At 61.0% G+C, this 24516-nt stretch carries 18 protein-coding genes and 1 other RNA gene; 9 read left to right on the top strand and 10 right to left on the bottom strand.

Going from position 1 to position 24516, the window contains the following annotated elements; all coding sequences use genetic code 11:
* Positions 1-249: 249 nt before the first annotated feature.
* On the top strand, positions 250-603 hold the full coding sequence (uraH, locus tag KSS93_RS21325) for a hydroxyisourate hydrolase (protein ID WP_217885866.1): 354 nt from the start codon (positions 250-252) through the stop codon (positions 601-603).
* Positions 604-912: 309 nt separating this feature from the next.
* Here the strand turns inward: uraH and KSS93_RS21320 are convergent, their stop codons facing one another.
* Complete coding sequence (locus tag KSS93_RS21320; protein ID WP_217885865.1) at positions 913-2262, bottom strand: NCS2 family permease; 1350 nt, start codon at positions 2260-2262, stop codon at positions 913-915.
* 356 nt (positions 2263-2618) lie between these two features.
* Here KSS93_RS21320 and KSS93_RS21315 point away from each other — a divergent pair, with 356 nt between their 5' ends.
* The gene (locus KSS93_RS21315; protein ID WP_217839581.1) at positions 2619-3374 is read left to right on the top strand and encodes a GntR family transcriptional regulator; all 756 of its coding nucleotides are present in this window, start codon (positions 2619-2621) and stop codon (positions 3372-3374) included.
* Positions 3375-3697: 323 nt separating this feature from the next.
* On the opposite strand, the gene guaD is transcribed toward KSS93_RS21315, so the two are convergent.
* The 4 genes from guaD to xdhA form a co-directional block, all read right to left on the bottom strand.
* Complete coding sequence (gene guaD / locus KSS93_RS21310) at positions 3698-5002, bottom strand: guanine deaminase (protein WP_217885864.1); 1305 nt, start codon at positions 5000-5002, stop codon at positions 3698-3700.
* Between the two features lie 12 nt (positions 5003-5014).
* Positions 5015-5860: a xanthine dehydrogenase accessory protein XdhC gene (gene xdhC / locus KSS93_RS21305; protein ID WP_217885863.1), complete on the bottom strand. Its 846-nt coding sequence runs from the start codon at positions 5858-5860 to the stop codon at positions 5015-5017.
* 152 nt (positions 5861-6012) lie between these two features.
* Positions 6013-8412, bottom strand: coding sequence for a xanthine dehydrogenase molybdopterin binding subunit (xdhB, locus tag KSS93_RS21300; RefSeq protein WP_217885862.1), 2400 nt, complete (start codon positions 8410-8412; stop codon positions 6013-6015).
* The gene (xdhA, locus tag KSS93_RS21295) at positions 8405-9859 is read right to left on the bottom strand and encodes a xanthine dehydrogenase small subunit (RefSeq protein ID WP_217885861.1); all 1455 of its coding nucleotides are present in this window, start codon (positions 9857-9859) and stop codon (positions 8405-8407) included. The genes xdhB and xdhA overlap by 8 nt, the downstream gene beginning before the upstream one ends.
* 258 nt (positions 9860-10117) lie before the next feature.
* Here xdhA and KSS93_RS21290 point away from each other — a divergent pair, with 258 nt between their 5' ends.
* The 6 genes from KSS93_RS21290 to KSS93_RS21265 all read left to right on the top strand — a co-directional run bounded on the left by KSS93_RS21290 (position 10118) and on the right by KSS93_RS21265 (position 19770).
* Entirely contained in the window at positions 10118-10777 is a 660-nt protein-coding gene (locus KSS93_RS21290; protein ID WP_217885860.1) for a GntR family transcriptional regulator, read from the top strand.
* A gap of 3 nt (positions 10778-10780) precedes the next feature.
* Positions 10781-14269: a chromosome segregation protein SMC gene (smc, locus tag KSS93_RS21285; RefSeq protein WP_217885859.1), complete on the top strand. Its 3489-nt coding sequence runs from the start codon at positions 10781-10783 to the stop codon at positions 14267-14269.
* A gap of 206 nt (positions 14270-14475) precedes the next feature.
* Positions 14476-15363 (top strand): cell division protein ZipA, encoded by an 888-nt coding sequence (gene zipA / locus KSS93_RS21280; protein ID WP_217885858.1) that lies wholly within the window; start codon positions 14476-14478, stop codon positions 15361-15363.
* Between the two features lie 253 nt (positions 15364-15616).
* On the top strand, positions 15617-17971 hold the full coding sequence (gene ligA / locus KSS93_RS21275; RefSeq protein WP_217885857.1) for an NAD-dependent DNA ligase LigA: 2355 nt from the start codon (positions 15617-15619) through the stop codon (positions 17969-17971).
* 428 nt (positions 17972-18399) lie between these two features.
* Positions 18400-18496, top strand: an RNA gene (gene ffs, locus KSS93_RS21270) — signal recognition particle sRNA small type.
* A gap of 350 nt (positions 18497-18846) precedes the next feature.
* Entirely contained in the window at positions 18847-19770 is a 924-nt protein-coding gene (locus KSS93_RS21265) for a hypothetical protein (RefSeq protein WP_217885856.1), read from the top strand.
* Positions 19771-20002: 232 nt separating this feature from the next.
* Here KSS93_RS21265 and KSS93_RS21260 read toward each other — a convergent pair whose 3' ends face one another.
* The 5 genes from KSS93_RS21260 to KSS93_RS21240 all read right to left on the bottom strand — a co-directional run bounded on the left by KSS93_RS21260 (position 20003) and on the right by KSS93_RS21240 (position 23631).
* Positions 20003-20491: a hypothetical protein gene (locus KSS93_RS21260; protein ID WP_217885855.1), complete on the bottom strand. Its 489-nt coding sequence runs from the start codon at positions 20489-20491 to the stop codon at positions 20003-20005.
* A 94-nt stretch (positions 20492-20585) separates the two neighbouring features.
* The gene (locus KSS93_RS21255) at positions 20586-21164 is read right to left on the bottom strand and encodes a hypothetical protein (protein WP_225917233.1); all 579 of its coding nucleotides are present in this window, start codon (positions 21162-21164) and stop codon (positions 20586-20588) included.
* A 274-nt stretch (positions 21165-21438) separates the two neighbouring features.
* Positions 21439-22140, bottom strand: a complete 702-nt coding sequence (locus tag KSS93_RS21250) for a hypothetical protein (protein WP_217885853.1) — start codon at positions 22138-22140, stop codon at positions 21439-21441.
* Positions 22141-22224: 84 nt separating this feature from the next.
* A complete protein-coding gene (locus KSS93_RS26830; RefSeq protein WP_367616818.1) occupies positions 22225-22578 on the bottom strand; it encodes a hypothetical protein in 354 nt (117 codons plus the stop codon).
* A gap of 327 nt (positions 22579-22905) precedes the next feature.
* Positions 22906-23631, bottom strand: coding sequence for a recombinase family protein (locus tag KSS93_RS21240; protein ID WP_217885852.1), 726 nt, complete (start codon positions 23629-23631; stop codon positions 22906-22908).
* 423 nt (positions 23632-24054) lie between these two features.
* Here KSS93_RS21240 and KSS93_RS21235 point away from each other — a divergent pair, with 423 nt between their 5' ends.
* The gene (locus KSS93_RS21235; RefSeq protein WP_217885851.1) at positions 24055-24426 is read left to right on the top strand and encodes a trypco2 family protein; all 372 of its coding nucleotides are present in this window, start codon (positions 24055-24057) and stop codon (positions 24424-24426) included.
* Positions 24427-24516 lie beyond the last annotated feature (90 nt).

Genomic DNA, 24516 nt, shown 5'->3' with positions numbered 1-24516 from the left:
CTGAAAAGCATTGCAAGAAACCTGCCTGATTGGTCAGCTAAGCACGATTGCGCCAGCACCGGGCCTGTATTTGCGACTGTTGGCACCGTTGTGGGGCAGGGCTGGGGCGGAAGACAGAAGGGTTCAAAAAATTGTGTACAATTTATCGGGAAACTGTCTTAATGGCCCCATTCCCACCCACCACGGGCAGTGCGCCCGGTGGCTGGCGTGTATTTTTTGCCCACGCATACGACAAGAGGCGACAAGCAAATGGGACGTTTGACTACACACATACTGGATGCCGCGCATGGCTGCCCGGGCAGCTCGATCAAGGTCGAGCTGTACCGTGTCGAAGGCCAGCAGCTGGAGCTGGTGAACACCGCCCTGACCAACAGCGATGGCCGCGTCGACGCGCCGCTGCTGCAGGGTGATGACTATCGTACCGGCGTTTACCAGCTGCAGTTCAGCGCTGGCGCCTACTACCGCGCCAAAGGCGTGGCGTTGCCGGATGCCGCGTTCCTCGACGTGGTGGTGCTGCGCTTTGGCATCGACGAGCAGCAGGAGCACTACCACGTGCCGCTGTTGATCTCGCCGTACAGTTACTCGACCTACCGTGGAAGCTAGTTGGTCGCTAGAAGAATCTTCGTAGGTCCTTGGCCCGCTCTCACACTGGCGGGCTTTTTTTCGTCTGTAGTTTTTGTGCGGGCTGCTTCTTTAAGGCATGTCGCCTTGGCGCGGCCTGTGTAGGAGCGGCCTTGTGCCGCGAATGGGGCGCGTAGCGGCCCCGGGATATCTGCATCATGCAAAACTGCCGGGGCTGCCTTGCAGCCCTTTCGCGGCACAAGGCCGCTCCTACAGGCGGGGAAAGTGCGTGGTTTGCTGAGGGCAACAAAGAAGGGCGCCTATGGCGCCCTTCTTGTGCAGCGGCTCAGCTCAAAGGAACACGAACTTGGCAATGAAGATCAGGCACAGCACCCACAGGCTGGCCGAGATCTCCTTGTACTTGCCGGTACCGGCCTTGAGCGCCACGTAACTGATGAAGCCCAGGGCAATGCCGTCGGCCACCGAGAAGGTCAGCGGCATCATGATCACCGTGACGATCGCCGGGATGCTGTCGGTGGCGTCATCCCAATGAATATGCGCCATGCTGCCCATCATCAACATCGCCACATAGATCAGCGCGCCAGCGGTGGCGTAGGCCGGGATCATGCCGGCCAGCGGGGCGAAGAACATCGCCGCGACGAACAGCAAACCCACCACCACGGCAGTCAGGCCAGTACGCCCGCCTGCCGCCACACCCGCAGCACTTTCCACATAGCTGGTTACCGGCGGCACGCCCACCACCGCGCCAAACACGCTCGAAGCACTGTCGGCCTTCAAGGCCCGCGACAGGTTTTCGATACGCCCGTCCGGTGCCACCAGGTTGGCGCGCTGGGCCACGCCCATCAGGGTGCCGGCGGTGTCGAACATGTGCACGAAGAGGAACGCCAGCACCACGCTGATCATGCTCACGTTGAACACGCCGGCCACATCCATGGCCATCCAGGTCGGTGCCAGGCTCGGCGGCATCGACATCACCCCGCCGAACTTGACCAGCCCCAGGCCCCAACCGGCCAGGGTCACGCCGATGATGCTGATGAGGATGGCGCCGAACACCCGTTTGTAGCTGAGGATGGCGATCAGCAAGAAGCACAGTGCTGCCAGCAGCGGCCCAGGCTCATGCAGCGAGCCCAGCTTGATCAGAGTGGCCGGGCTGGCGACGATGATACCGGCGGTCTTCAGGCCGATCAGCCCGAGGAACAAGCCGACCCCGGCCCCCATGGCATGGCGCAGGCTGACCGGGATGCTGTTGAGCAACCACTCGCGCACCCTCGACAGGGTCAGGAACATGAACAGCACACCCGAGACGAACACCGCCCCCAGTGCCGTTTCCCAGTTGTAGCCCATGGTGCCGACCACGGTGTAGGTGAAGAACGCATTGAGCCCCATGCCCGGCGCCAACCCCACCGGCCAGTTGGCGTACAGGCCCATCAGCAGGCAGCCGAGGGCGGCGGCGATGCAGGTGGCGACGAACGCTGCGCCATGGTCGATACCGGCATCGGCCATGATGTTGGGGTTGACGAAGATGATGTAGGCCATGGTGATGAAGGTGGTCACCCCGGCGATCAGTTCGGTCTTTACGGTGCTGCCGTGTTGCTTGAGTTTGAAAATCCGCTCCAGCCAGCTCGTTTCGAGCGGTGGGGCAAGATCCAGCGTAGGGGCTTCGGATTTGCGGCTTTCCACAGCGAGTACTCCTCAAGTCTTTCTTGTTTTATCGAAGCCTGGTCCTGAGCGATGCACTTGGGGGCTTCGTGGGAGGGGTGTGGCAGACAACCGACCAGTTTGTTGACTTTTGGGTCAGTAAGTTGCTCGGAGGATTATGCTTTTGTGTACAAAGAATGCAAATAATGTTTTATCTTTCCCGTGCAAAAACCGCCGTACAACGGCTATATAGGTAAAAGGCCACCTGCAGAAACGGGTCAGCCTGTGTACAATGGCGCCATACCTTGGCCTATTACCAACTTCCGGACTTGCCACCCACCCGTCGACAGGCGTTACAGTCACGGTCCGACTGGCAGATCCTTCGTGCTCGAGAGCCCATGAACGAACAGCTGCAACCTCTGAAAAAACCTGCGCGCATTGGCAAGGCCGGCCGCAGCGGTACCCAGGACGACATCGTCTATGCGCACATCTTCGAGGCCATTCTCGAGCAGCGCCTTGCCCCGGGCACCAAATTGAGCGAGGAAGCGCTGGGCGAAATCTTTGGCGTCAGCCGCACCATCATCCGCCGCGCCCTGTCGCGCCTGGCCCACGAAAGCGTGGTATTGCTGCGCCCCAACCGCGGTGCGGTGGTGGCCAGCCCTACGGTTGAAGAAGCGCGCCAGGTGTTCTTCTCGCGGCGCATGGTCGAGCGCGCCATCACCGAACTTGCCGTGCAGCACGCCACCCGCGAGCAGCTGGAAGAACTGCGCCAGATGGTCCGCGAGGAGCGTGACAGCTTCTCCCGTGGCGACCGTGGCGCCGGCATTCGCCTGTCCGGCGAGTTCCACCTCAAGCTGGCCGAAGCTGCCGGCAACGCACCCCTGGTGAGCTTTCAGCGCAGCCTGGTGTCGCAAACCTCGCTGATCATCGCCCAATACGAAAGCGGCAACCGTTCGCACTGCTCGTACGATGAACACATGCAACTGATCGACGCCATCGAGGCGCGTGACGCGCAGCAGGCGGTGAGCCTGATGATGCACCACATGGACCACATCGACAGCAAGCTCAACCTGGACGAAGAAAGCGCCTCGGACGACCTGCATGCGGTGTTCTCCCATCTGCTGAAAAAGCCCAAGGCTTCGCTCAAGGGTTGATCGTTTGCCCCGGCCTCAGGGCCTGCGTTGCTCCCTGTAGGAGCGGCCTCTGTGGGGGCAACTGCTTTGCCCAATTTCTGAAAGCTGACGCGATCCCTGTGGGAAGCGGCCTTGTGTCGCGATGGGGCGCGTAGCGGCCCCCAGAATTTCAACGTATAGCAGGCATATCCAGGGGGCGCTGCGCGCCCCATCGCGACACAAGGCCGCTTCCCACCGGGACCGTGTCAAATCAATAAGTTGTAGTTTGTTCTATGAGCCGGCTTGCCGGCGATGAGGCCAGTACAGGCAGCACAAGACAGTTGTTCCCACAGGGAGGGCGCTGATCAGCGTTTGTGCACGCAACGCCCTGCAGCGTAGGTTTCGCGCACGGTGCGGTCATCGCCCAGGGTGGTCAGCACGAACAGGGTCTCTTCGATGCTTTTGGATTGCTGAATGCGGTAGTCCAGCAGCGGCGTGGCCTTGTAGTCCAGCACCACGAAGTCGGCATCGTTGCCCGGGCGCAGGCTGCCGATGCGGTCGTCCAGGCGCAGCGCGCGGGCGCCGCCGAGGGTGGCAAGGTACAGCGACTTGAACGGGTGCAGGCGCGCGCCCTGCATCTGCATCACCTTGTACGCCTCGTTCAGCGTGTTCAGCAGCGAGAAGCTGGTGCCGGCGCCCACGTCGGTGCCCAGGCCCACGTTGACCTTGTGGCGCTCGGCCTGGGGCAGGTTGAACAGGCCGCTGCCGAGGAACAGGTTGGAGGTGGGGCAGAAGGCGATGGCCGAACCTGTCTCGGCCAGGCGCTGGCATTCGCTGTCGCACAGGTGCACGCCATGGGCGAACACCGAGCGCTCGCCCAGCAGCTCGAAGTGGTCGTACACGTCCAGGTAGCCGTTCTGCTCGGGGAACAGCTCTTTTACCCAGTCGATCTCCTTGAGGTTCTCCGACAGGTGGGTGTGCATGTATACGCCCGGGTGCTCCTTGAGCAACTGGCCGGCCACGCTCAACTGCTCCGGGGTGCTGGTGGGGGCAAAGCGCGGGGTCACGGCATAGTGCAGGCGGCCCTTGCCGTGCCAGCGCTGGATCAACGCCTTGCTCTCGCGGTAGCTCGATTCAGCCGTGTCGGTCAGGTAGTCCGGGGCGTTGCGGTCCATCATCACCTTGCCGGCGATCATCCGCAGGTCCAGGCGCTGGGCCTGCTCGAACAGGGCGTTGACCGACTCGGGGTGCACGCTGCCGAATACCAAGGCGGTGGTGGTGCCGTTGCGCAGCAGCTCCTCGATGAAGATCTTCGCCACCTGGTCGGCGTGGGCCTTGTCGGCGAACTGCTTCTCGCAGGGGAAGGTGTAGGTGTTCAGCCAGTCCAGCAACTGCTCGCCGTAGGAGCCGATCATGCCGGTCTGCGGGAAGTGGATATGGGTGTCGATGAAGCCTGGGGTGATCAGCGCGTCCTGGTAATGCAGCACTTCGATGTCGGCAGCCAGGGTGGGCAGCAGCTCGCTGGCATGGCCGACGGCGCTGATGCGGCCGTCGTCGATCACCAGCAGGCCGTCCTCGAAGTATTGCTGCGAGGCATCCAGGCCCACTTCGGCGGGGTCGGCGATGCTGTGCAGGATGGCGGCGCGGTAGGCTTTGCGTGTAGCGGTCATTGAATACGCTCGTCAGAGGGCTTGGCTGCGCCGGGAAGGCGGCAGCAACTGGGCAATGGGGCCTGCATTGGCGCCAGCGTCGTGCTGGCCAAAGCAGGCGTTGTAGGTGGCAATGATCTCGGCGGCGATGGACACGGCGATCTCGATCGGCAGCTTGCCTTTGACCTCGGCCAGGCCCATGGGGCAGCGCATGCGCGCCAGCAGGGCATCTTCGAAGCCGCGCTCGCGCAGGCGGTGCTCGAACTTGACGCGCTTGGTCTTCGAGCCGATCAGGCCGAACCAGGTGAAGTCGTTGCGCTTGAGAATGGCGGCGGTGAGTTCCAGGTCGAGCGCATGGTTGTGGGTCATGACGATGCAGTAGCTGCCGGCCGGCAGCTCGGCGATTTCGTCCACCGGCTCTTCGCTGACGATTTTGCTCACCCCTTTGGGGATGTGCTCGGGGAACTCCTGCTCGCGCGAATCGATCCAGCGCACCCGGCAGGGCAGGGCGGCGAGCAAGGGTACCAGAGCGCGGCCGACATGGCCCGCGCCGAACACGGCGATTTCGGCCTGCACCCCGGTCATGGGTTCGAACAGCAGCACGGTGACGCCGCCACAGCACTGGCCCAGGCTGGCACCGAGGCTGAAGCGCTCCAGGTGCGGGGTGTGGCGGTGCTCTTCGAGCATCTGCCGGGCGATGTGCAGTGCCTTGAACTCCAGGTGGCCGCCGCCGATGGTGTCGTACAGCGCGCTGGCGCTGACGACCATTTTGGAGCCGGCGTTGCGCGGGGTGGAGCCGCGCTCTTCGATGATGGTCACCAGCACGCAGGGTTCGCCGCGGGCTTGATGGTCGGCGAGGGCGTTGATCCATTGGTGCATGTCTTCAATCCTCCTCGTTCCCCTGTAGGAGCGGCCTTGTGCCGCGAAAGGGCTGCACGGCAGCCCCAAAAATCTTCATTGCTGCACAGATCCTGGGGCCGCTGCGCGACCCTTTCGCGGCACAAGGCCGCTCTTACAGAGGGGGCGCGGTGTCAGTGGGTGACGGTTTCCAGTTCGGGCTCCGCAGGCTGCGCCGCAGCCACCGCCTTGCGCATCTGCTCGCAGCCCCACAGTACCCGCTCCGGCGTCGACGGCGCGTCGATGTTCGGTTGCACGCGGTAGTCGGCGATGCTCGCCACCGCATCCTTGATCGCGCACCAGGCAGCGATGCCGAGCATGAACGGCGGCTCGCCCACGGCCTTGGAATGGAACACCGTGTCCTCGGGGTTCTTGCGGTTTTCCACCAGCTTCACCCGCATATCGATCGGCATGTCGGCCACCGCCGGGATCTTGTAGCTGGCCGGGCCGCTGGTCATCAGCTTGCCCTTGGCGTTCCACACCAGCTCCTCGGTGGTCAGCCAGCCCATGCCCTGGATGAAGCCGCCTTCCACCTGGCCGATGTCGATGGCCGGGTTCAGCGAGTCGCCCACATCGTGCAGGATGTCGGCGCGCAGCATCTTGTACTCGCCGGTCAGGGTGTCGACGATCACTTCCACACAGGCGGCGCCGAAGGCGTAGTAGTAGAACGGCCGGCCACGGGCCTGGCTACGGTCGTAGAAGATCTTCGGGGTGCGGTAGAAGCCTGTGGTCGACAGCGACACCTGGGCGAAGTAGGCCTGCTGCACCAGCTGCTCGAAGCTGACGATCTGGTCGCGGGCGCGCACATGGCCGTTGCGGAACTCGATGTCTTCCTCGGTCACGTTGAAGTGCCGGGCGGCGAACTCGGTCAGGCGTTTCTTGAGAATTTCGGCCGCGTTCTGCGCCGCCTTGCCGTTCAGGTCGGCGCCGCTGGAGGCGGCGGTGGGCGAGGTATTGGGCACCTTGTCGGTGTTGGTGGCGGTGATCTGGATACGCTCGAAGTCCACCTGGAACACCTGCGCCACCACCTGCGCCACCTTGGTGTTCAGGCCCTGGCCCATCTCGGTGCCGCCGTGGTTGAGGTGGATGCTGCCGTCGGTATAGATGTGAATCAATGCACCTGCCTGGTTGAGGAAGGTAGCGGTGAACGAGATGCCGAATTTTACCGGGGTCAGCGCCAGGCCTTTTTTCAGCACCGGGCTGTTGGCGTTGAAGCGGCGGATCGACTCGCGGCGCTCGAAGTAGTCGCTGCTGGCTTCAAGGTCGGCGGTCATCTCTTCGAGCATGTTGTGCTCGACGGTCTGGTAGTAGTGAGTGACGTTGCGTTCGGTCTTGCCGTAGTAGTTGGCCTTGCGCACCGCCAGCGGGTCCAGCGTCAGGTGGCGGGCGATGTGGTCCATCACCTGCTCGATGGCCACCATGCCTTGCGGGCCGCCAAAGCCGCGGTAGGCGGTGTTGGAGGCGGTGTTGGTCTTGCAGCGGTGGCCGTGCACGGTGGCATCGCCCAGGTAGTAGGCGTTGTCGGAGTGGAACATGGCGCGGTCGACGATCGAGCCGGACAGGTCCGGCGAGTAGCCGCAGTTGCCGGCCAGGTCGAAGTTGATGCCGTGCAGCCGGCCCGTGTCGTCAAAGCCCACGTCGTACTCGACGTAGAACGGGTGGCGCTTACCGGTCATCATCATGTCCTCGACCCGCGGCAGGCGCATCTTGGTCGGCTGGCCGGTCAGGCGCGCGATCACCGCGCACAGGCACGCGGGGCTGGCGGCCTGGGTTTCCTTGCCGCCAAAGCCACCGCCCATGCGACGCATGTCGACGACGATCTTGTGCATGGGTACATCCAGCACCTCGGCCACCAGCTTTTGCACCTCGGTGGGGTTTTGCGTGGAGCAGTAGACGATCATGCCGCCGTCTTCGCCGGGCATCACCGAGCTGATCTGGGTCTCGAGGTAGAAGTGTTCCTGGCCACCAATATGCAGGCTGCCCTGGATGCGGTGCGGGGCGCTGGCCAAGGCGGCGGCAGAGTCGCCGCGCTGGTGGGTGTGGCTGTCGAGCACGAAGTGCTTCTTGCGCAGCGCATCGACCACATCCAGCACTGGCTCCAGGTCCTCGTACTCGACGATTGCAGCCATGGCCGCGCGGCGCGCAGTGTCCAGGTCGCGGGCGGCCACGGCGAGCACCGGCTGGCCGAAGAACTCGACCTTGTCGATGGCCAGCAGCGGGTCGCCGGCCACCACCGGGCCTATGTCTTTCAGGCCCGGAATATCCTCGTGGGTGATGGCGATGCGCACCCCCTCGAACTGGTAGCAGGGGTTGGTGTCGATGCGCAGGATGCGTGCATGGGCGCGGTCGGCGGTGCGCGCATACACGTGCAGCTGGTTGGGGAATTCCAGGCGGTCGTCGATGTACACCGCTTCGCCCGCTACATGTTTGTCGGCGCTGTCGTGCTTGAGGCTGCGGCCGACTCCGGTGGTCAGGTCCTGGCTGAACAGTGCGGCCATTTCGGCCTGGCTCTTGACGGCGTGATGGTTAGACATAAGCGGTCACCCGGGTTTCGATGTGCGGCGATTGCAGTTCGATGAAGTACTTGCGCAGCAGGTTTTGCGCGGTCAGCAGGCGGTATTCGCGGCTGGCACGGAAGTCGCTGAGCGGGGTGAAGTCTTCGGCCAGGGCCTGGCAGGCTCGCTCGATGCTGGCCTGGGTCCAGGGCTTGCCGCGCAGCTCGGCCTCACAGGCGCGGGCGCGTTTGGGGATGGCCGCCATGCCGCCGAAGGCCAGGCGCACGTCACTGACCAGGCCGTTTTCCAGGTGCAGGTTGAAGGCGGCGCATACTGCAGAAATATCATCGTCCAGGCGCTTGGAAACCTTGTAGGCGCGGAACGTCCAGGCGTTGCTGGCGCGCGGCACTATGACCTTCTCGATGAACTCGCTGTCCTGGCGTGCGGTGACGCGGTAGTCGATGAAGTAATCCTCCAGCGCCAGGGTGCGCTGGCGCTCGCCCTGGCGCAGCACGATCTGCGCATCCAGGGCGATCAGCAGGGGCGGCGAGTCGCCGATCGGCGAGGCATTGCCGATGTTGCCGCCCAAGGTGCCCTGATTGCGGATCTGCAGCGAGGCGAAGCGGTGCAGCAGGGCGCCGAAGTCGGGGTACTCTTGGTTGAGCGCGCCGTAGCAGTCGGTTAACGGGGTGGCGGCGCCGATCTCCAGGTGGGTGGCGGTCTTGTCGATGCGCTTGAGCTCGGCCACGTGGCCGACGTAGATCATCACCGGCAGGGTCTTGTGGAACTGCGTGACTTCCAGGGCCAGGTCGGTGCCGCCGGCCAGCAGGCGCGCTTCTGGGTGCGAGCTGTACAGGTCGGCAAGGTCGGCCACGGTCAGTGGCACCAGGCAGCGCTTGTCGCCAGTGTTCAGCTCGCCGGTTTGCTGCGGGGCGATGGCCTTCAGGCGGGCGATGGTCTGCGCTTGTTGTGCGTCGAACTGGTCCTGGCAGGGACGGGCGCAGCTTTGTTCGGCGGCCTCGAGGATCGGCCGGTAGCCGGTGCAGCGGCACAGGTTGCCGGCCAGGGCTTCCTGGGCCTGGTGCAGGTCGTGGCCCTGGCTGTTCTTCTGCAGGGCGAACAGCGACATTACAAAGCCCGGGGTGCAAAAACCGCATTGCGAGCCATGGCAATCGGCCATGGCCTTTTGCACGCTGTGCAGCTCGCCCTGGTGCTTGAGGCCTTCGACGCTGATCAGTTGCTTGCCGTGCAGGGCGGAGACGAACGTCAGGCAAGAGTTGAGGCTGCGGTAGCGCAGGCTGTCGTTGCCCAGCTCGTCCAGCACCCGCTCGCCCACCACCACGGTGCAGGCACCGCAGTCGCCGCTGGCGCAGCCTTCCTTGGTGCCGGGTTTGCCCAGGTGCTCGCGCAGGTACTGCAGCACCGTCATGTTCGGGTCCAGGGCGTGCTCGCTGTGCAGCGCCTGGTTGACGAGAAACTGGATCACGGGGAAGGCCTCGCAATGGTTTTATTGTTGTTCCGGCGGACTCTAAGCAACCCCTGACCCCGTGGTCAATAAATTTTTGACTCAAAGGTCAGGAATCTGCCCGAGCGCCGCCCGAACCGCCGCAATGTGCCTTTTCCCAAGCATAGTTCGGGCCGGGCGCAAAGGTTGACCTTGCGGTCACACAAAGCGCCTCGCGCAAGCAGCAAGTGCGCTACAATCGCGCGCTTGTGCATAGCCTCCCGATTTTGAAGGAAAACCATGACGTTCAAGGCGCCGGACAGCCTCTCCGAGCAGATAGCCCACTACCTGGCCGAGCGGATCATCCGCGGCGAACTCGCGCCCGGCGAGCGCATCCAGGAGCAGAAGGTCACCCAGGCCCTCAACGTCAGCCGCGGTTCGGTGCGCGAGGCGCTGCTGATCCTCGAACGCCGCCACCTGGTGGCGATCCTGCCGCGCCGTGGTGCCCACGTGACCGAGCTGGACGAGCACAACATCCGCAGCCTGTGCACGCTGATGGGCGAGCTTTACATCCTGCTGGGTAACGCAGTTGCCCAACATTGGCGCCTCGAGGCCGACCTGCGCCCGTTTTTGGAGATCCAGCAGCGCCTGCAGCAGGCCCATGCCCGTGGTGATATCGAAGCCTTCGTCGCCGACAGTTTTGCGGTGATGCGCGCCGCCTACCCGTTCGCCAACAACCCGTACCTGCAGGAAACCGTCGAGAACCTGCACCCGGCCATGAGCCGCGCCTATTACCTGGCGCTGGACCAGCGCCAGGCCAACATGGACGATTACCTCAGCCTGTTCGCGCGCCTGCTCGAAGTGGTGGTCGCCCGCGACCTGGCGGGTATTCGCGAGGTACTCGCCGCCTATTGCCAGCGCAGTTGCGAGCTGGTGCTGGCGGCCATGGCGCGGGCCTGACCGATGCGCCTCAAATGCATTCGCCTGGCCGGGTTCAAGTCGTTCGTCGACCCCACCACGGTCAACTTCCCCAGCAACATGGCCGCCGTGGTGGGCCCCAACGGCTGCGGCAAGTCCAACATCATCGACGCGGTGCGCTGGGTGATGGGCGAAAGCTCGGCGAAGAACCTGCGCGGCGAGTCGATGACCGACGTGATCTTCAACGGCTCCACCAGCCGCAAGCCGGTCAGCCAAGCCAGCATCGAGCTGGTGTTCGACAACAGCGACAACACCCTGGTGGGCGAGTACGCCGCCTACGCCGAGATCTCGATCCGCCGCAAGGTCACCCGCGACGCGCAGAACACCTACTACCTCAACGGCACCAAGTGCCGGCGCCGCGACATTACCGACATCTTCCTCGGCACCGGCCTGGGCCCGCGCAGCTATTCGATCATCGAGCAGGGCATGATCAGCAAGCTGATCGAAGCCAAGCCCGAAGAGCTGCGCAACTTCATCGAGGAGGCGGCCGGCATATCCAAGTACAAGGAGCGCCGCCGCGAGACCGAGAACCGCATCCGCCGCACCCAGGAGAACCTCGCCCGCCTGACCGACCTGCGCGAAGAGCTCGAGCGCCAGCTCGAACGCTTGCAGCGCCAGGCCCAGGCCGCCGAGAAGTACCGCGAGTACAAGGCCCAGGAACGCCAGCTCAAGGCGCGCCTGTCGGCCTTGCGCTGGCGCGACCTGGACGCGCGCGTGCGCCAGCGCGAAACGGTGATTGGCGACCAGGAGGTAGCCTTCGAGGCGCTGGTGGCCGAGCAGCGCAACGCCGATGCCAGCATCGAGCGCCTGCGCGATGGCCATCATGAGCTGTCCGAGCGCTTCAACCAGGTGCAGGGCCGCTTCTATTCGGTGGCCGGCGATATCGCCCGGGTGGAGCAGAGCATCCAGCACGGCCAGCAGCGCCTGCGCCAGTTGCAGGACGACCTGAAAGAGGCCGAGCGCACCCGCCTGGAAACCGAATCGCACCTGGGCCATGACCGCACCCTGCTGGCCACCCTCGGCGAAGAGCTGGCGATGATCGAGCCCGAGCAGGAGCTGACCCTCGCCGCCGCCGAAGAGGCCGCCGCCACGCTGGAAGAAGCCGAGCTGGGCATGCACGGCTGGCAGGAGCAGTGGGACAGCTTCAACACCCGCTCCGCCGAGCCGCGCCGCCAGGCCGAAGTGCAGCAGGCGCGCCTGGCGCAGCTGGAAAGCAGCCTGGAGCGCCTGGCCGAACGCCAGCGCAAGCTGGGCGAAGAAGGCGAGCAACTGGGCGCCGACCCGCAGGGCGCCGAAACCGTCGAGCTGGCCGAGCAACTGGCCAGCAGCGAAATGCTGCTCGAAGAGTTGCACCTGCAAGAACAGCAGGTGGTCGAGCAACTGGAAGGCGTGCGCGAGCAATTGCAGCAGGCAAGCCAGGCCCAGCAGCAACAGCAAGGCGACCTGCAACGCCTGGGCGGCCGCCTGGCCTCCCTCGAGGCCTTGCAGCAGGCCGCCCTCGAGCCAGGTGCCGGCGCCGCCGACTGGCTGCGCGGCCAGGGGCTTGAGCAGCGCCCGCGGCTTGCCGAAGGGCTGCGGGTCGAGCCCGGTTGGGAGCTGGCGGTCGAGACCGTGCTTGGCGCCGATTTGCAGGCTGTGTTGCTGGATGACTTCGCCAACCTGGATTTCAACCAGCTGGAGCAGGGCGAACTGCGCCTGCTGCTGGGGGCGGGTGAGGGCACGCGTATCGCCGGCAGCCTGCTGGACAAGGTCGAGGGGCGTACTGACCTGTCGCCGTGGCTGGGCCAGGTGCGGCCGGTGGAAAACCTCGAGCAGGCGCTGGCCCAGCGTGCCTCGCTGGCTGACGGCCAGAGCCTGGTCAGCCGTGATGGCTACTGGGTTGGTCGGCACTTTTTGCGGGTCAGCCGCGGTGGTGAGTCCCAGGGCGGGGTGCTGGCCCGCGGTCAGGAAATCGAGCGCCTGGGCGAGGAGCAACTGGAGCAGCAAGCGCTGCTCGAGCAGTTGGACGCGCAGTTGCAGCGCCTGCGCGAGCAGCAGCTCGAGCATGAAGAACAGCGCGAACAACTGCGCCGCCAGGGCCAGGACGAAGGCCGCCGGCATGGCGAGCTGAAGGCGCGGCTGTCTGCCGGCCGTGCCCGTGCCGAGCAGCTCGAGCTGCGCCGCCGGCGCCTGCAGGAAGAACTCGCCGAGCTGCAGGAGCAGCGCGCCATCGAGCACGAGCAGTTGGGCGAGGCCCGCCTGCTGCTGCAGGAAGCCCTGGAGCTGATGGCCCAGCACACCGAGCAGCGCGAGCAACTGATGGCCCGCCGCGACACCCTGCGTGAAGGCCTCGATCGGGTGCGCCAGGAGGCCCGCCAGCACAAGGACCACGCCCACCAGTTGGCCGTGCGCCTGGGTTCGCTGCGTGCCCAGCACGATTCCACCCGCCAGGCCCTGGAGCGCCTGGAGCAGCAGGCCGCGCGCCTGAGCGAGCGCCAGGAGCAACTGAGCCTGAACCTCGAAGAGGGCGAGGCCCCGCTCGAAGAACTGCGCCTGAAGCTCGAAGAGCTGCTGGAACGGCGCATGGGCGTGGACGAAGAAATGCGCCAGGCGCGCCTGCACATGGACGAAGCCGACCGTGAGCTGCGCGACGCCGAGCGCCGCCGCACCCAGGCCGAGCAACAGGCGCAGATGCTGCGCGGCCAGCTGGAACAGCAGCGCCTGGAGTCCCAGGGCCTGGATGTGCGGCGCACGACCTTGCAGGAACAATTGCTCGCCGACGGCTACGATCTTCAGGGGGTGCTCGACACCCTTGAGGCCGATGCCAGCGAGCAAGGCTGCGAACAGGAGCTTGAGCAGGTCGAGGCGCGCATCCAGCGCCTGGGCGCGATCAACCTCGCGGCCATCGAAGAATACGAGCAGCAGTCCGAGCGCAAGCGTTATCTGGATGCGCAAAACGCCGATCTTGTAGAAGCGCTGGAGACCCTCGAGAACGTCATCCGCAAGATCGACAAGGAAACCCGCAACCGCTTCAAGGATACCTTTGATCAGATAAATGCCGGATTACAGGCACTTTTCCCAAAAGTTTTCGGTGGCGGCAGCGCTTATCTGGAACTGACGGGCGAAGATTTACTCGATACTGGGGTAACGATCATGGCGCGCCCGCCGGGCAAGAAGAACAGCACCATCCATTTGCTGTCCGGCGGCGAGAAAGCACTCACTGCCCTGGCGCTGGTGTTTGCCATCTTCAAGTTGAACCCGGCGCCGTTCTGCATGCTCGACGAAGTCGACGCACCGCTGGACGACGCCAACGTCGGGCGTTATGCCCGCCTGGTCAAGGAAATGAGTGAAACCGTGCAGTTCATCTACATCACCCATAACAAGATTGCCATGGAAATGGCCGATCAATTGATGGGCGTGACCATGCATGAACCAGGTTGTTCACGTCTTGTTGCAGTTGACGTGGAGGCAGCCATGGCCATGGTCGATGCGTGATTCACGCAGATCGGGCGGTATCGTGCAGGTATTTGCCCCTGGCAAATGCGACAGACGGTGTAAAGTTGCCTTTGGTCGTGCTAGCTTTATGTCACTTGTTTTTTGCGTGGGTAAAACGCCTGTCAGAACATAGAGTTGGCGCCACGTGTTAAAGGCCTTTGAAGCCTTTGTTTTCAAGCATATTTTTTATAGAGGCACGGGATTACATGGAAATCGGTCTGCGCGAGTGGCTGATCGTCATCGGCATCATTGTCATCGCCGGTATTCTTTTTGATGGCTGGCGCCGCATGCGTGGCGGCAAGGGCAAGCTGAAGTTCCGCCTGGACCGCAGCTACGCCAACGTGCCGGACGACGAAGGCAGCGCCGAGGTGCTCGGCCCGTCCCGCGTGCTGGAAACGCAAAAAGAACCTGAGCTGGACGAGACCGACCTGCCGTCGGTGAGCGCTCCTGCCCGTGAACGCGAGCGTGAGCGCGAAGCCAAGCCGGCCAAGCCCAAGCGTGGCAAGCGCAACAACAGCGAACCACAGCAGGGCGACCTGAACCTGGCCGCCGAACAGCGCGAGCCCGACCTGTTCGCTGACAGCGATGACGAGCTGGCCGCAGAAAACAGCCGCAACAGTGGTTTTGCCGCTACCGGCAACGCCGCCAAGGACCTGCCGCCGGTGGAAGAGGTGCTGGTGATCAGCGTCATTTCCCGCGACGAGAACGGTTTCAAGGGCCCGGCACTGCTGCAGAACATTCTGGAAAGCGGCCTGCGCTTTGGCGAGATGGATATCTTCCACCGCCACGAAAGCATGGCCGGCCACGGCGAAGTGCTGTTCTCCATGGCCAACGCGGTCAAGCCCGGCGTGTTCGACCTGGACGACATCGACCATTTCAGCACCCGTGCGGTGAGCTTCTTCCTCGGCCTGCCTGGCCCGCGTCACCCCAAGCAGGCGTTCGATGTGATGGTCGCCGCTGCCCGCAAGCTCGCCCACGAGCTCAACGGTGAACTGAAGGACGACCAGCGCAGCGTGCTGACCGCCCAGACCATCGAGCACTACCGCCAGCGCATCGTCGAGTTCGAGCGCCGCGCGCTGACCCAGAAGCGCTAAGTATCCAGGCACGCGGGTCCAGCCTCGGCCCGCGCTGCGATGATTCAGGCAAGTGAGTAGCCAGGGGCTGGTGCTGTCACCTCCATCGATCGGGGCTGCTGTGCAGCCCATCGCGGGCAAGCCCGCTCCTACAGGTAATACGCGACCCCTGTAGGAGCGGGCTTGCCCGCGATGGGCCGCACAGCGGCCCCGTTGCTTGAGGGGGCAGCACGAGGCCAAGGGCATGCCCGCCTGTCTTGCAAGAGACCCGAAAATGACCGCCGAAACCCGAATCCACGCACTGCGCGCCGAGCTCGACCAGCACAACTACCGCTACTACGTGCTCGACGAGCCCAGCGTGCCCGACGCCGAATACGACCGGCTGTTCAACGAGCTCAAGGCCCTGGAGGCCGAGCACCCGCACCTGGTTACCCCCGACTCGCCCACCCAGCGCGTGGGCGGCGCGGCGTTGTCGGCGTTCAGCCAGGTGCGCCACGAAATCCCGATGCTCAGCCTGGGCAACGCCTTCGAAGAAGACGACCTGCGCGATTTCGGCCGCCGGGTGAACGAGGGCCTCGACCTGCCCGCCGGCGACCTGTTCGCAGCGGGCGATGCGGTGGACTACAGCTGCGAGCCCAAGCTCGACGGCCTGGCGGTGAGCCTGCTGTACCGCGACGGCCAGCTGGTGCAGGGCGCCACCCGTGGCGACGGCACCACCGGCGAGGATATCAGCGCCAACGTGCGTACCGTGCGCAACATCCCGCTCAAGCTGCAGGGCGAGGGCTGGCCGGCGGTGCTCGAGGTACGCGGTGAGGTGTACATGAGCAAGGCCGGTTTCGACCGGCTCAATGCCGCCCAGGCCGAAGCCGGCGGCAAGACCTTCGCCAACCCGCGCAACGCCGCCGCCGGCAGCCTGCGCCAGCTGGACTCGAAGATCACCGCCAGCCGCCCGCTGGAGTTTTGCTGCTACGGCGTCGGCCAGGTGTCCGAGCCGTTTGGCGACAGCCACATCGGCATCCTCGAAAAGCTCAAGGCCTGGGGCATGCCCATCAGCCGCGAGCTGCGCCATGCCGCCGGTATCGAAGAGTGCCTGGCCTACTACCGCGACATCTGCGCCCGGCGCAACGAGTTGCCCTACGAGATCGACGGCGTGGTGTTCAAGGTCAACAGCCTGGCCTCCCAGCGCGAGCTGGGCTTCCGTGCCCGCGAGCCGCGCTGGGCCATCGCCCACAAGTTCCCGGCCATGGAAGAGCTCACCGAAGTGCTCGACGTCGAGTTCCAGGTCGGGCGCACCGGCGCCGTCACCCCGGTGGCGCGCCTCAAACCTGTGAAGGTGGCCGGTGTGACCGTGTCCAACGCCACCCTGCACAACATGGACGAAATCGCCCGCCTGGGCCTGCGTATCGGCGACACGGTGATCATCCGCCGTGCCGGCGACGTGATCCCGCAGGTGATGCAGGTGGTGCTCGACCGCCGCCCCGAGGGCGCGCGCCCGGTGCAGGTGCCTAGCGCCTGCCCGGTGTGCGGCTCGCAGGTCGAGCGCACCCAGCTGGTCAAGCGCAGCAAGGGCAAGGAAACCACCAGCGAAGGCGCGGTGTACCGCTGCGTAGGCCGCCTGAGCTGCGCCGCGCAGCTCAAGCAGGCAATCATCCACTACGTGTCGCGCCGCGCCATGGACATCGACGGCCTGGGCGAAAAAAGCGTCGAGCAGTTGGTGGACGAAGGCCTGATCCGCTCGCCGGCCGACCTGTACAAGCTGCACTTCGAGCAGATCGTCGGCCTGGAAGGCTTTGCCGAGGTGTCCAGCAACAAGCTGCTGGCCGCCATCGAAGCCAGCAAACGCCCGACCCTGGCGCGCTTCATCTACGCCCTGGGCATCCCTGATGTGGGCGAGGAGACCGCCAAGGTGCTGGCCCGCGCGCTGGGCAGCCTGGCACGGGTGCAGGTGGCGTTGCCGCAAGTGCTCACTTACCTGCCGGATATCGGCCTGGAAGTGGCATACGAGATCCACAACTTCTTCGAAGACACGCACAACCGCGAGGTCATCCAGGCGCTGCTGGCCGCCGGCATGCAGTTGCAGGATGAAGGCGAGCTGGCCGCAGAATTCGCCGCCAGCACCACCCTGGCCGGCATGCTGGCCAAGCTCGACATCCCCTCGGTGGGCCCCACCGGTGCGGAAAAGCTGGTAGACAAGCTCGGCACCCTGGACAAGATCATCGCCGCCGACGGCATCGACCTGCGCCAGGCCCTGGCCGCCAAGCAGGCCGAAGGCGTGCGCGAGTTCTTCAAGGTCGAGGCCAACCAGCAACTGGCCCGTGCCATCGAAGCCCAGTTGCTCGAGTTCGGCATGCACTGGTCGTGCGAGAAGAAAACCGCCGAAGGCCTGCCCCTGGCCGGGCAAACCTGGGTGCTCACCGGCACCCTGGAGCGCATGAGCCGCGACGTGGCCAAGGAGAAGCTGGAAAGCCTGGGTGCGAAAGTGGCCGGCTCCGTGTCGGGCAAGACCCACTGCGTGGTCGCCGGCCCCGGTGCCGGCTCCAAGCTGGCCAAGGCCAACGAGCTGGGGGTCAAAGTACTGGACGAAGAGCAGTTCGTCGCCTTCATGGCGGGGCAGGGCATCAGCCTGTAGGCACGACCTGGCAATCCCCCAAAGCAGCCCCTGGATCTCGACCCCATGCAAAATCGCCGGGGCTGCTTTGCGGCCCCAATCGCGGCATAAGGCAGCTTCAGGTACAGCGCTGGAGTAAGGCTAAGCACGATCCTGTGGGAGCGGGCTTGCCCGCGAACACCGGCGGAGCCGGTGCCAGCCACCGCGCTGCCTGCTTCGCGGCTAAAGCCGCTCCTACAGATACGCGCCGGGCCGAGGCTCTGCACACCCTTGTGGGAGCAGGCCTCGCCTGCGGTGGGGCCAGAGCAGGCTTGCGCCCGACGTTACCCGGCCTTCGCCGCACAAGTCCTTGAGAAATGATGCTTTTTTCTCCCTCAACGGTTGTATCTTCGCCACGGAACGGTACAATGGCGCGGCTCGCTGTTTAGCGAGCTGCGTAATGGTGGCCCCACCGGTCCCCCCGCATTGATTACCCGTTAACCTGGTCAGGCCCGGAAGGGAGCAGCCATAGCGGGAACATTGAGTGCCGGGGTGTGGCTGGTGGGGTTGCCTCCAATCTTTAAGTCCTTAATTCTAAAGGGCTTTTTTCTCTCAGAATCTCGAAGTGGACCAGTGCCGTAGTACACCTGAGTGGTGCACTGTGCCCGATTCTACCCTCCCAGGGGCTTTCTGCCCAAGCTCAAGCTCGCATCCGTTCACAACTCGCAATTGACCCGCAAAAATTTATGTGGCAATAAGCTACTATCCGCGTCGCGGCATGCGTGTCGAGCTCCAATGCCAAGCTAGCTGCGATCGTGTCATCGCTTTGTTGATTCTCCGTTACTTGCGGTCAGGACACTTGGTGTCCAGGTGGTGCTCAGCACAGCCAGCCAAATTCCAGTTATGCAAAGGAATGTATGTCGCAGATATCGATCCCTTACCTTGCTTTCCACCCCCTCGACCCGCAGCCAGAATCTGTAGATCCAGCGGACCTCAAAGCCTCACCTAAGCTTCCTCCTGAGCTTTACATTGATGATGAGCACCACGGGCGAGTCTACTGCCCGGATTGCGGTGTCATGTGCAGCAGACGACCTCGTAAAGCACCAAAGAGAAAGGATGGGGTTGATGCCTTCTACTTCCACCTACCAGGCTTCGATACGGTCGACTGCCCGCATAGAAAGAAAGGTGGGGCGGGAGGAGGTGGCGATGAAGCTGCCAAAGAAAAGCGAGCGATCAACCTTGTGACCTTTGCGGGTTGGAAGAGCCTTGCGGACGATGAGGAGCCTGAAGGGGATGACGATGACGACGATTATCCCAAGCCCAAAAGGAAAGAGGCTCAGAATGGCACCGCAGTAAATGGAAGAGGAGGGTTCGAGAACTTCTTCGACGCAGACGGAAATCTGCTAAACCCGGGGCGGTTCAAGACCGTCAAGCGATTGGTACAGCTGGCTCAAGTAAACTTGAACATTGCTGTTCAGTTTGGACAAGAAGATGCCATTCGGTTACATGATCTAATAGTTTCGATTGAAAAAGCTCAGCGGAATATAAAGCCCTACTTGGGTAAGAGCTTCCTGTTTTTCGGTAAGCCGACGTCTATCGTTAAAGGTGCGTACGGCAGGGTGTTTTTTAACTTCAAATCCCCAGGGCATGAGCTCAGTGGTCATTGCGAATTGGATATTTTTGAGTCCCGTGCTTGGCAGACGTTTGAGCGGGACCGTTATTACCTCTTCTACGGCCGGGTGGAGGGTGATCAGGACCACTCTATTGTTAGGGTGCTTGAGGCTGGTCAAATAGACCGAGTGCCATTGACTGCTAAGAATCTTTTCGATGGGCTCCGGTAAGACTTCAAAGCTAATGCGCTGACTGATGGTTTATGCGTAGGCTGCTTGAGTTCGTCAATGTTTAGAGCTGGTTTAAGTGTTGTTGTGTTGGCTAAGTATTGCTTGTCATGATCCTAATATCATAGGTATAAGAAAGCCGCCTTTAGGCGGCTTGATTTGGTGTTGCCCTTAATTTATCGGGTAGGTATATCTTCAGCCTAAATCGATTTCGCTTAATTGGGTATTGGTCTGCTCAGTTTTTTGCATATCGATCTGCGAGTTTTTGAGCGGCATCTGTGCCGAGCTTAAGCACATTGGCCGAGTTGGTAAAGGCGTCGGGGTCGTTGCACCCTCCGTAAAGGATTCCGCCTGGTGTCACGTCTCGCACAACACTGTCCATGTACTGATAAAAGCTGACCACTAGTTGGGCGTCTCGTGGTGGGAGGTAGCCAAGTTTACCGAGATTGGCAAGATAGACCCGGCAGTAGTGTTCTGGAATCGGAACTTGCAATGATACTGGTGAGCGTTGTGCTTCTGGTATTGCGAGTAGAGACTCTGCTACTTCGCCTAAAGTGGACTGATAATTTCGCTCTTTGGCAATCTGCTGGAGTGCTAGTACCTCTGCAACAATAGCGACACGTACACTAGTGCGCTCCTGCCAGCGTTGCCAAAGCCAACCACCTGCTGCGACCGCTATTGTTGTGAGTAGGCCGCCCATGCTGATAATTTCGCTTGTTTGCATTCTGTGTACTTTGGGTTTGAGGGAGTGTTTCTGGCTTGTTATCTTAACTAAGATTTCTTCAAGTTTCCAGCGGGTTGTTATTTGAGTTATTTACCTATTTTACCGGAAAGCTAATGATGGACGAGCTGTCTATTAGCGCTGCGATCTGATCTCCTTCGAGAGGAACCGCAGGAAAAGTGGAGAAATGAACGTTGTGAAGCGATAGGCTGACTGTAATCTTCTTGTCAGATAAGTCTAGTTTTTGTGCTCCGGCGGGATAGATGCCCTTGCCTTTTTCCGTAAGCAGAAATGCAAGTGGATAAAAAGAGAGTAGGCTCATGCAGCAAGTGTTGCCTTTGTTTCTGAATCCGAAAAGTTTTATGCTTTGGTGGTGGCGGTGAGGGAAGAACCAGTAGTATATGTCGTGCGATTCGTTAAGCGCCTTGCTATCGCCGAGCACAAATCTTTTAAGTGGGTCAAAATATGGGGCGGGATTACTGGGTTTTAAACACTCGGTTACCGACGTGGCGGAGAGAATGTGTCCAATCATTGCTCTTGCGTACATTTCTGCATTAATAGGAGCGCTTACGAAAGAAACTGGGTTATTTGCATATATATAGAAGTCTCGGATCTTCTGGCTCAGGGTCTTGCAAATTTTGGAAATTTCTCCGTCGTTCTGTCCTAATGCTGTCATGTTGCACGCCCGGCATATAGTTTTGAACTTGCTGTCGTTAGGGGATGTGATTCCTTGTACTGTAGGCGGGCGAAGATCAAGCATCTCAGTTAGGTGCACTTGCTCGACTTTGGTGATGGAGATGCTGCCTCGGGGGGGTACATGGTCCCACGAGAGTTGGCCTAGTTGTCCGCATATCAAGCAGTGCCCTTTGGATATACTAGTGTGCTTGCTTCTCTCTGATAGTGACTTCGAGAAATTTCCCATGATGGCTTGCCTGTAGCGTTGTCGGGGGTTATGGCTTGCGTGGCTTGAGCTTTTGAGTGATATATATTATTGCTGTTGCAGCGAATTCCAGGAAGAACTCGGCCTCTGCTTTGGAAAGAGTCGAGTCACTAGTTCCACCATGCCTCACAAAGCTCTTGTTGCTTGCATAACCGTAAGCTTGGGATATTAGACGCTCTATATCTGTATCAAGGTTTGCATTCTTGATTATCTTTCCAAGTGTGCCGTTGGGAGAGTTGAGTAAGATCATTAGGCTCGACTCTATGGAGTTGATTGATTCTTTAATTGAGTTTTCGAAATCGGGTGTCGCGGAAAAGATGAAGTTTTTGGCCTTGAGCCATTGAGAGCGCACTGGTGTTAGTTCATCACCTAAAGCGGTGTTCGCCTTTTCCCAGCCGCGAGGAGAAGGGGCGTGACGCTGTTTTCGTTTTAGGTCTAGTAGTATGTCTGAGTATAGTTCTTGAATGTATACTCGGCGGCTGGCATATGTGGTCATTTCTTGGAGTTTGCAGAAGGCCATAAGGACTTCTAGGGAGTTGTGCGGGTTAGGATTTGCGTATTTGGCTTCTTCTAGATCAATTGTGACGTCTGAATAAAGCTCGCGATATTCAGCTGGTTGTGCAGAGGTTCGTCCGTCAGTCACATAGGCGATCATCAGTGCCTGAAGTGCCATTACTTTGGCGCCAAGTTCGACCGCCCGCTTACTATCCATAAATCTCTCCTTATCCTTGATAAGCCACTGTACTTCATCCTTGTCGCGGCTTGGAATGTGCAGGTGATTATTTCGTCGTTTGGGCTATTGGTCATGCCGACTGGCTCGGTGCTTTTGCCGTTCCCGTTCTATCTCTAGCACCATCGATATCATCTCCTGAATATCACGAACATGAAAAAGCCGCCCGTAGGCGGCTTCAGTATGTCTGTAACCTTCTCTCAGCTCTGTTCTGAACGGAGACGGGCAATCCCTTGGCACAATGCTCTGTGCGTTCGTATCGAGCGTCTGCAGGGCTGTGAGTACGTTGGAGTGGATGTGCGTCGAGCCACGCTGGCAGATCCACAGAGAAAGCTCTTCCAGGGCTGCCCGGATGGCCGTTTGGTTCATCATCAGCAGTTCAAGCGTGTCTGCGGCTACTGCGGCTTTGTCGTCATCCATGGTAAGGCTCTGTCAGATGTGATCGGGTGAGCGTACACCCTTTTGCCACAGACCCAATCCCCCCGCAATTTCAGGTTTGGTTCTCGAGCAGAGCCGGCATCGTTCTGATTACAGAAATCCGCCACGGAGATTGATCTATTGGGTTTAACGCCCCTCGCGCTGTCGAGTAGGCCGATGCCTAACATTTTGAAAATCCAATGCTGGCTGATGGTATGTGGAAACGAAAACGCCTCGCCAGAACTTACAGGAAGCTCCTAGCGAGGCGTTTGATGTACTATCCACTCTACCCCCACAGGGTGAGGCTGAAAAGCTCTGTATTGGGCTGCTTTACGCAGCCTTTTTAAATGACAAGTTGAGGGCGGTCATTACCCGCATCACTGCTGTTGCACTCCACTCCCCCCCGCGTGAAGTGGTTACACCCTTGGCATTCAGGCATTCAGCTACAGAACGCAACGTGGTGCAATTGTCGAAGAGACATTCCTTGATGTGTGGTAGTACCATGGCGGCATGGGTTGTTGCTTTCTTCACGTTCGCTTGGGTTGCTGCTCCATCTTTACCAGTGGCATTGCGACGGGCTTCTACAGGTGCAGCATTGCGACGAGCAATCTTTGCTTGGCTTTCCACACAACCCTTGTCTGCACGTTGTTGCAACGCCTTGAGAGCGGCCTTGGTACGTTCGCTTATGAAGGTACGTTCTTGCTCAGCCAACATGGCGTGAATGTGAAGCTCAACAGTAGTGGCGTGGGGCATGGTAGCCACTTTGAAGTTATTGCGCTTCATCATGCCAGCGATGTGCTCAACGTCACGGCTGAGCCTGTCCAGCTTGGCAACTACCAGTATGGCGTCATGTTCCTTGCACGCCGCGATGGCCTTGGCACATTCAGGGCGCTCTGCTGGTGCTACAGAACCGGAGATTGTATCAGTGTACTCAGCAATCACTTCCCAGTCATTCTGTTCAGCAGCTACAGCGATGTAGTCGTGCTGGGCTTCGATACCCAAACCACTCTCGCCCTGAGACTTGGTAGAGACACGATAGTAGGCAATGACTTTCATTTGATAACCAATCTCGTTCTGCTTGGCACCTTGCCTTGCTGATGTTGGTCATTCTACTGGCCTTCAAGGATTGTAACAAGCCTTAGTCGGTCGTATTAGGAATGTAATAGCAATAAATATATTTCCTTGACACCATCACTTAAATCATGACGGCACTCGTACGACCAGCCTTATCGCCATAACGGTTAGCCCGATACACAGCGACCACACCAGTGATGGTGACTAGCATCAGCAAGACGTCCTTACTCATTGTGTCACCCAAATCAGAATCAGAGCCTTACACCGGGAAGCTTGAACAATTGAGCTTACCAGCACAATCGAAAATGAGATTGAGGCGAAATCGACATGGGGTATAGGGGAATCTGGCTAGACCCTGCAACGGCATTTGTACACCGAGCACACGTCAACCTAGAGGATACACAAATGGATTTAAAAGACTTCATCGCCACCAGCCTTACCCAGATCGCTGAGGGGATTCTGACTGCAAGTGAGGCGCTTGGGGGCACTGATGCACAAGTTAACCCCACACACATGCAGACATACTCGAATGCTGCTCAAGGCTACGGACGTACGTTAAAGGCGGCTGTCCCTGAACAAGGCAGGATTGTGGAGCGTGTTGAATTTGACGTTGCTGTCTCTGCTGAAAGCTCTGAGTCGGGTAAGGGAGGACTGAAGGTTGGTATTGCGTCATTTGGCCTGAATGCTGGTGCCGAGGCTACAGACAAGTCTGGTAGTACTTCCCGCATTCAATTTGGGATACCGATGGTTTTCCCTTCTAAGCGAAATGATGCATAAAATTGCCATGGAAGTTGCTCCTTCCTGTGTGTAGCCGGAAGGGGCATCATGCTAGGCGGGAAAACACGGTGTAGCTCTGGACCAGATAGT

Source organism: Pseudomonas xanthosomatis, assembly GCF_019139835.1.
Taxonomy (GTDB): domain Bacteria; phylum Pseudomonadota; class Gammaproteobacteria; order Pseudomonadales; family Pseudomonadaceae; genus Aquipseudomonas; species Aquipseudomonas fakonensis.
Note: the sequence above shows the minus strand (reverse complement) of the source record. Positions and strands in the feature narration are given on the sequence as shown.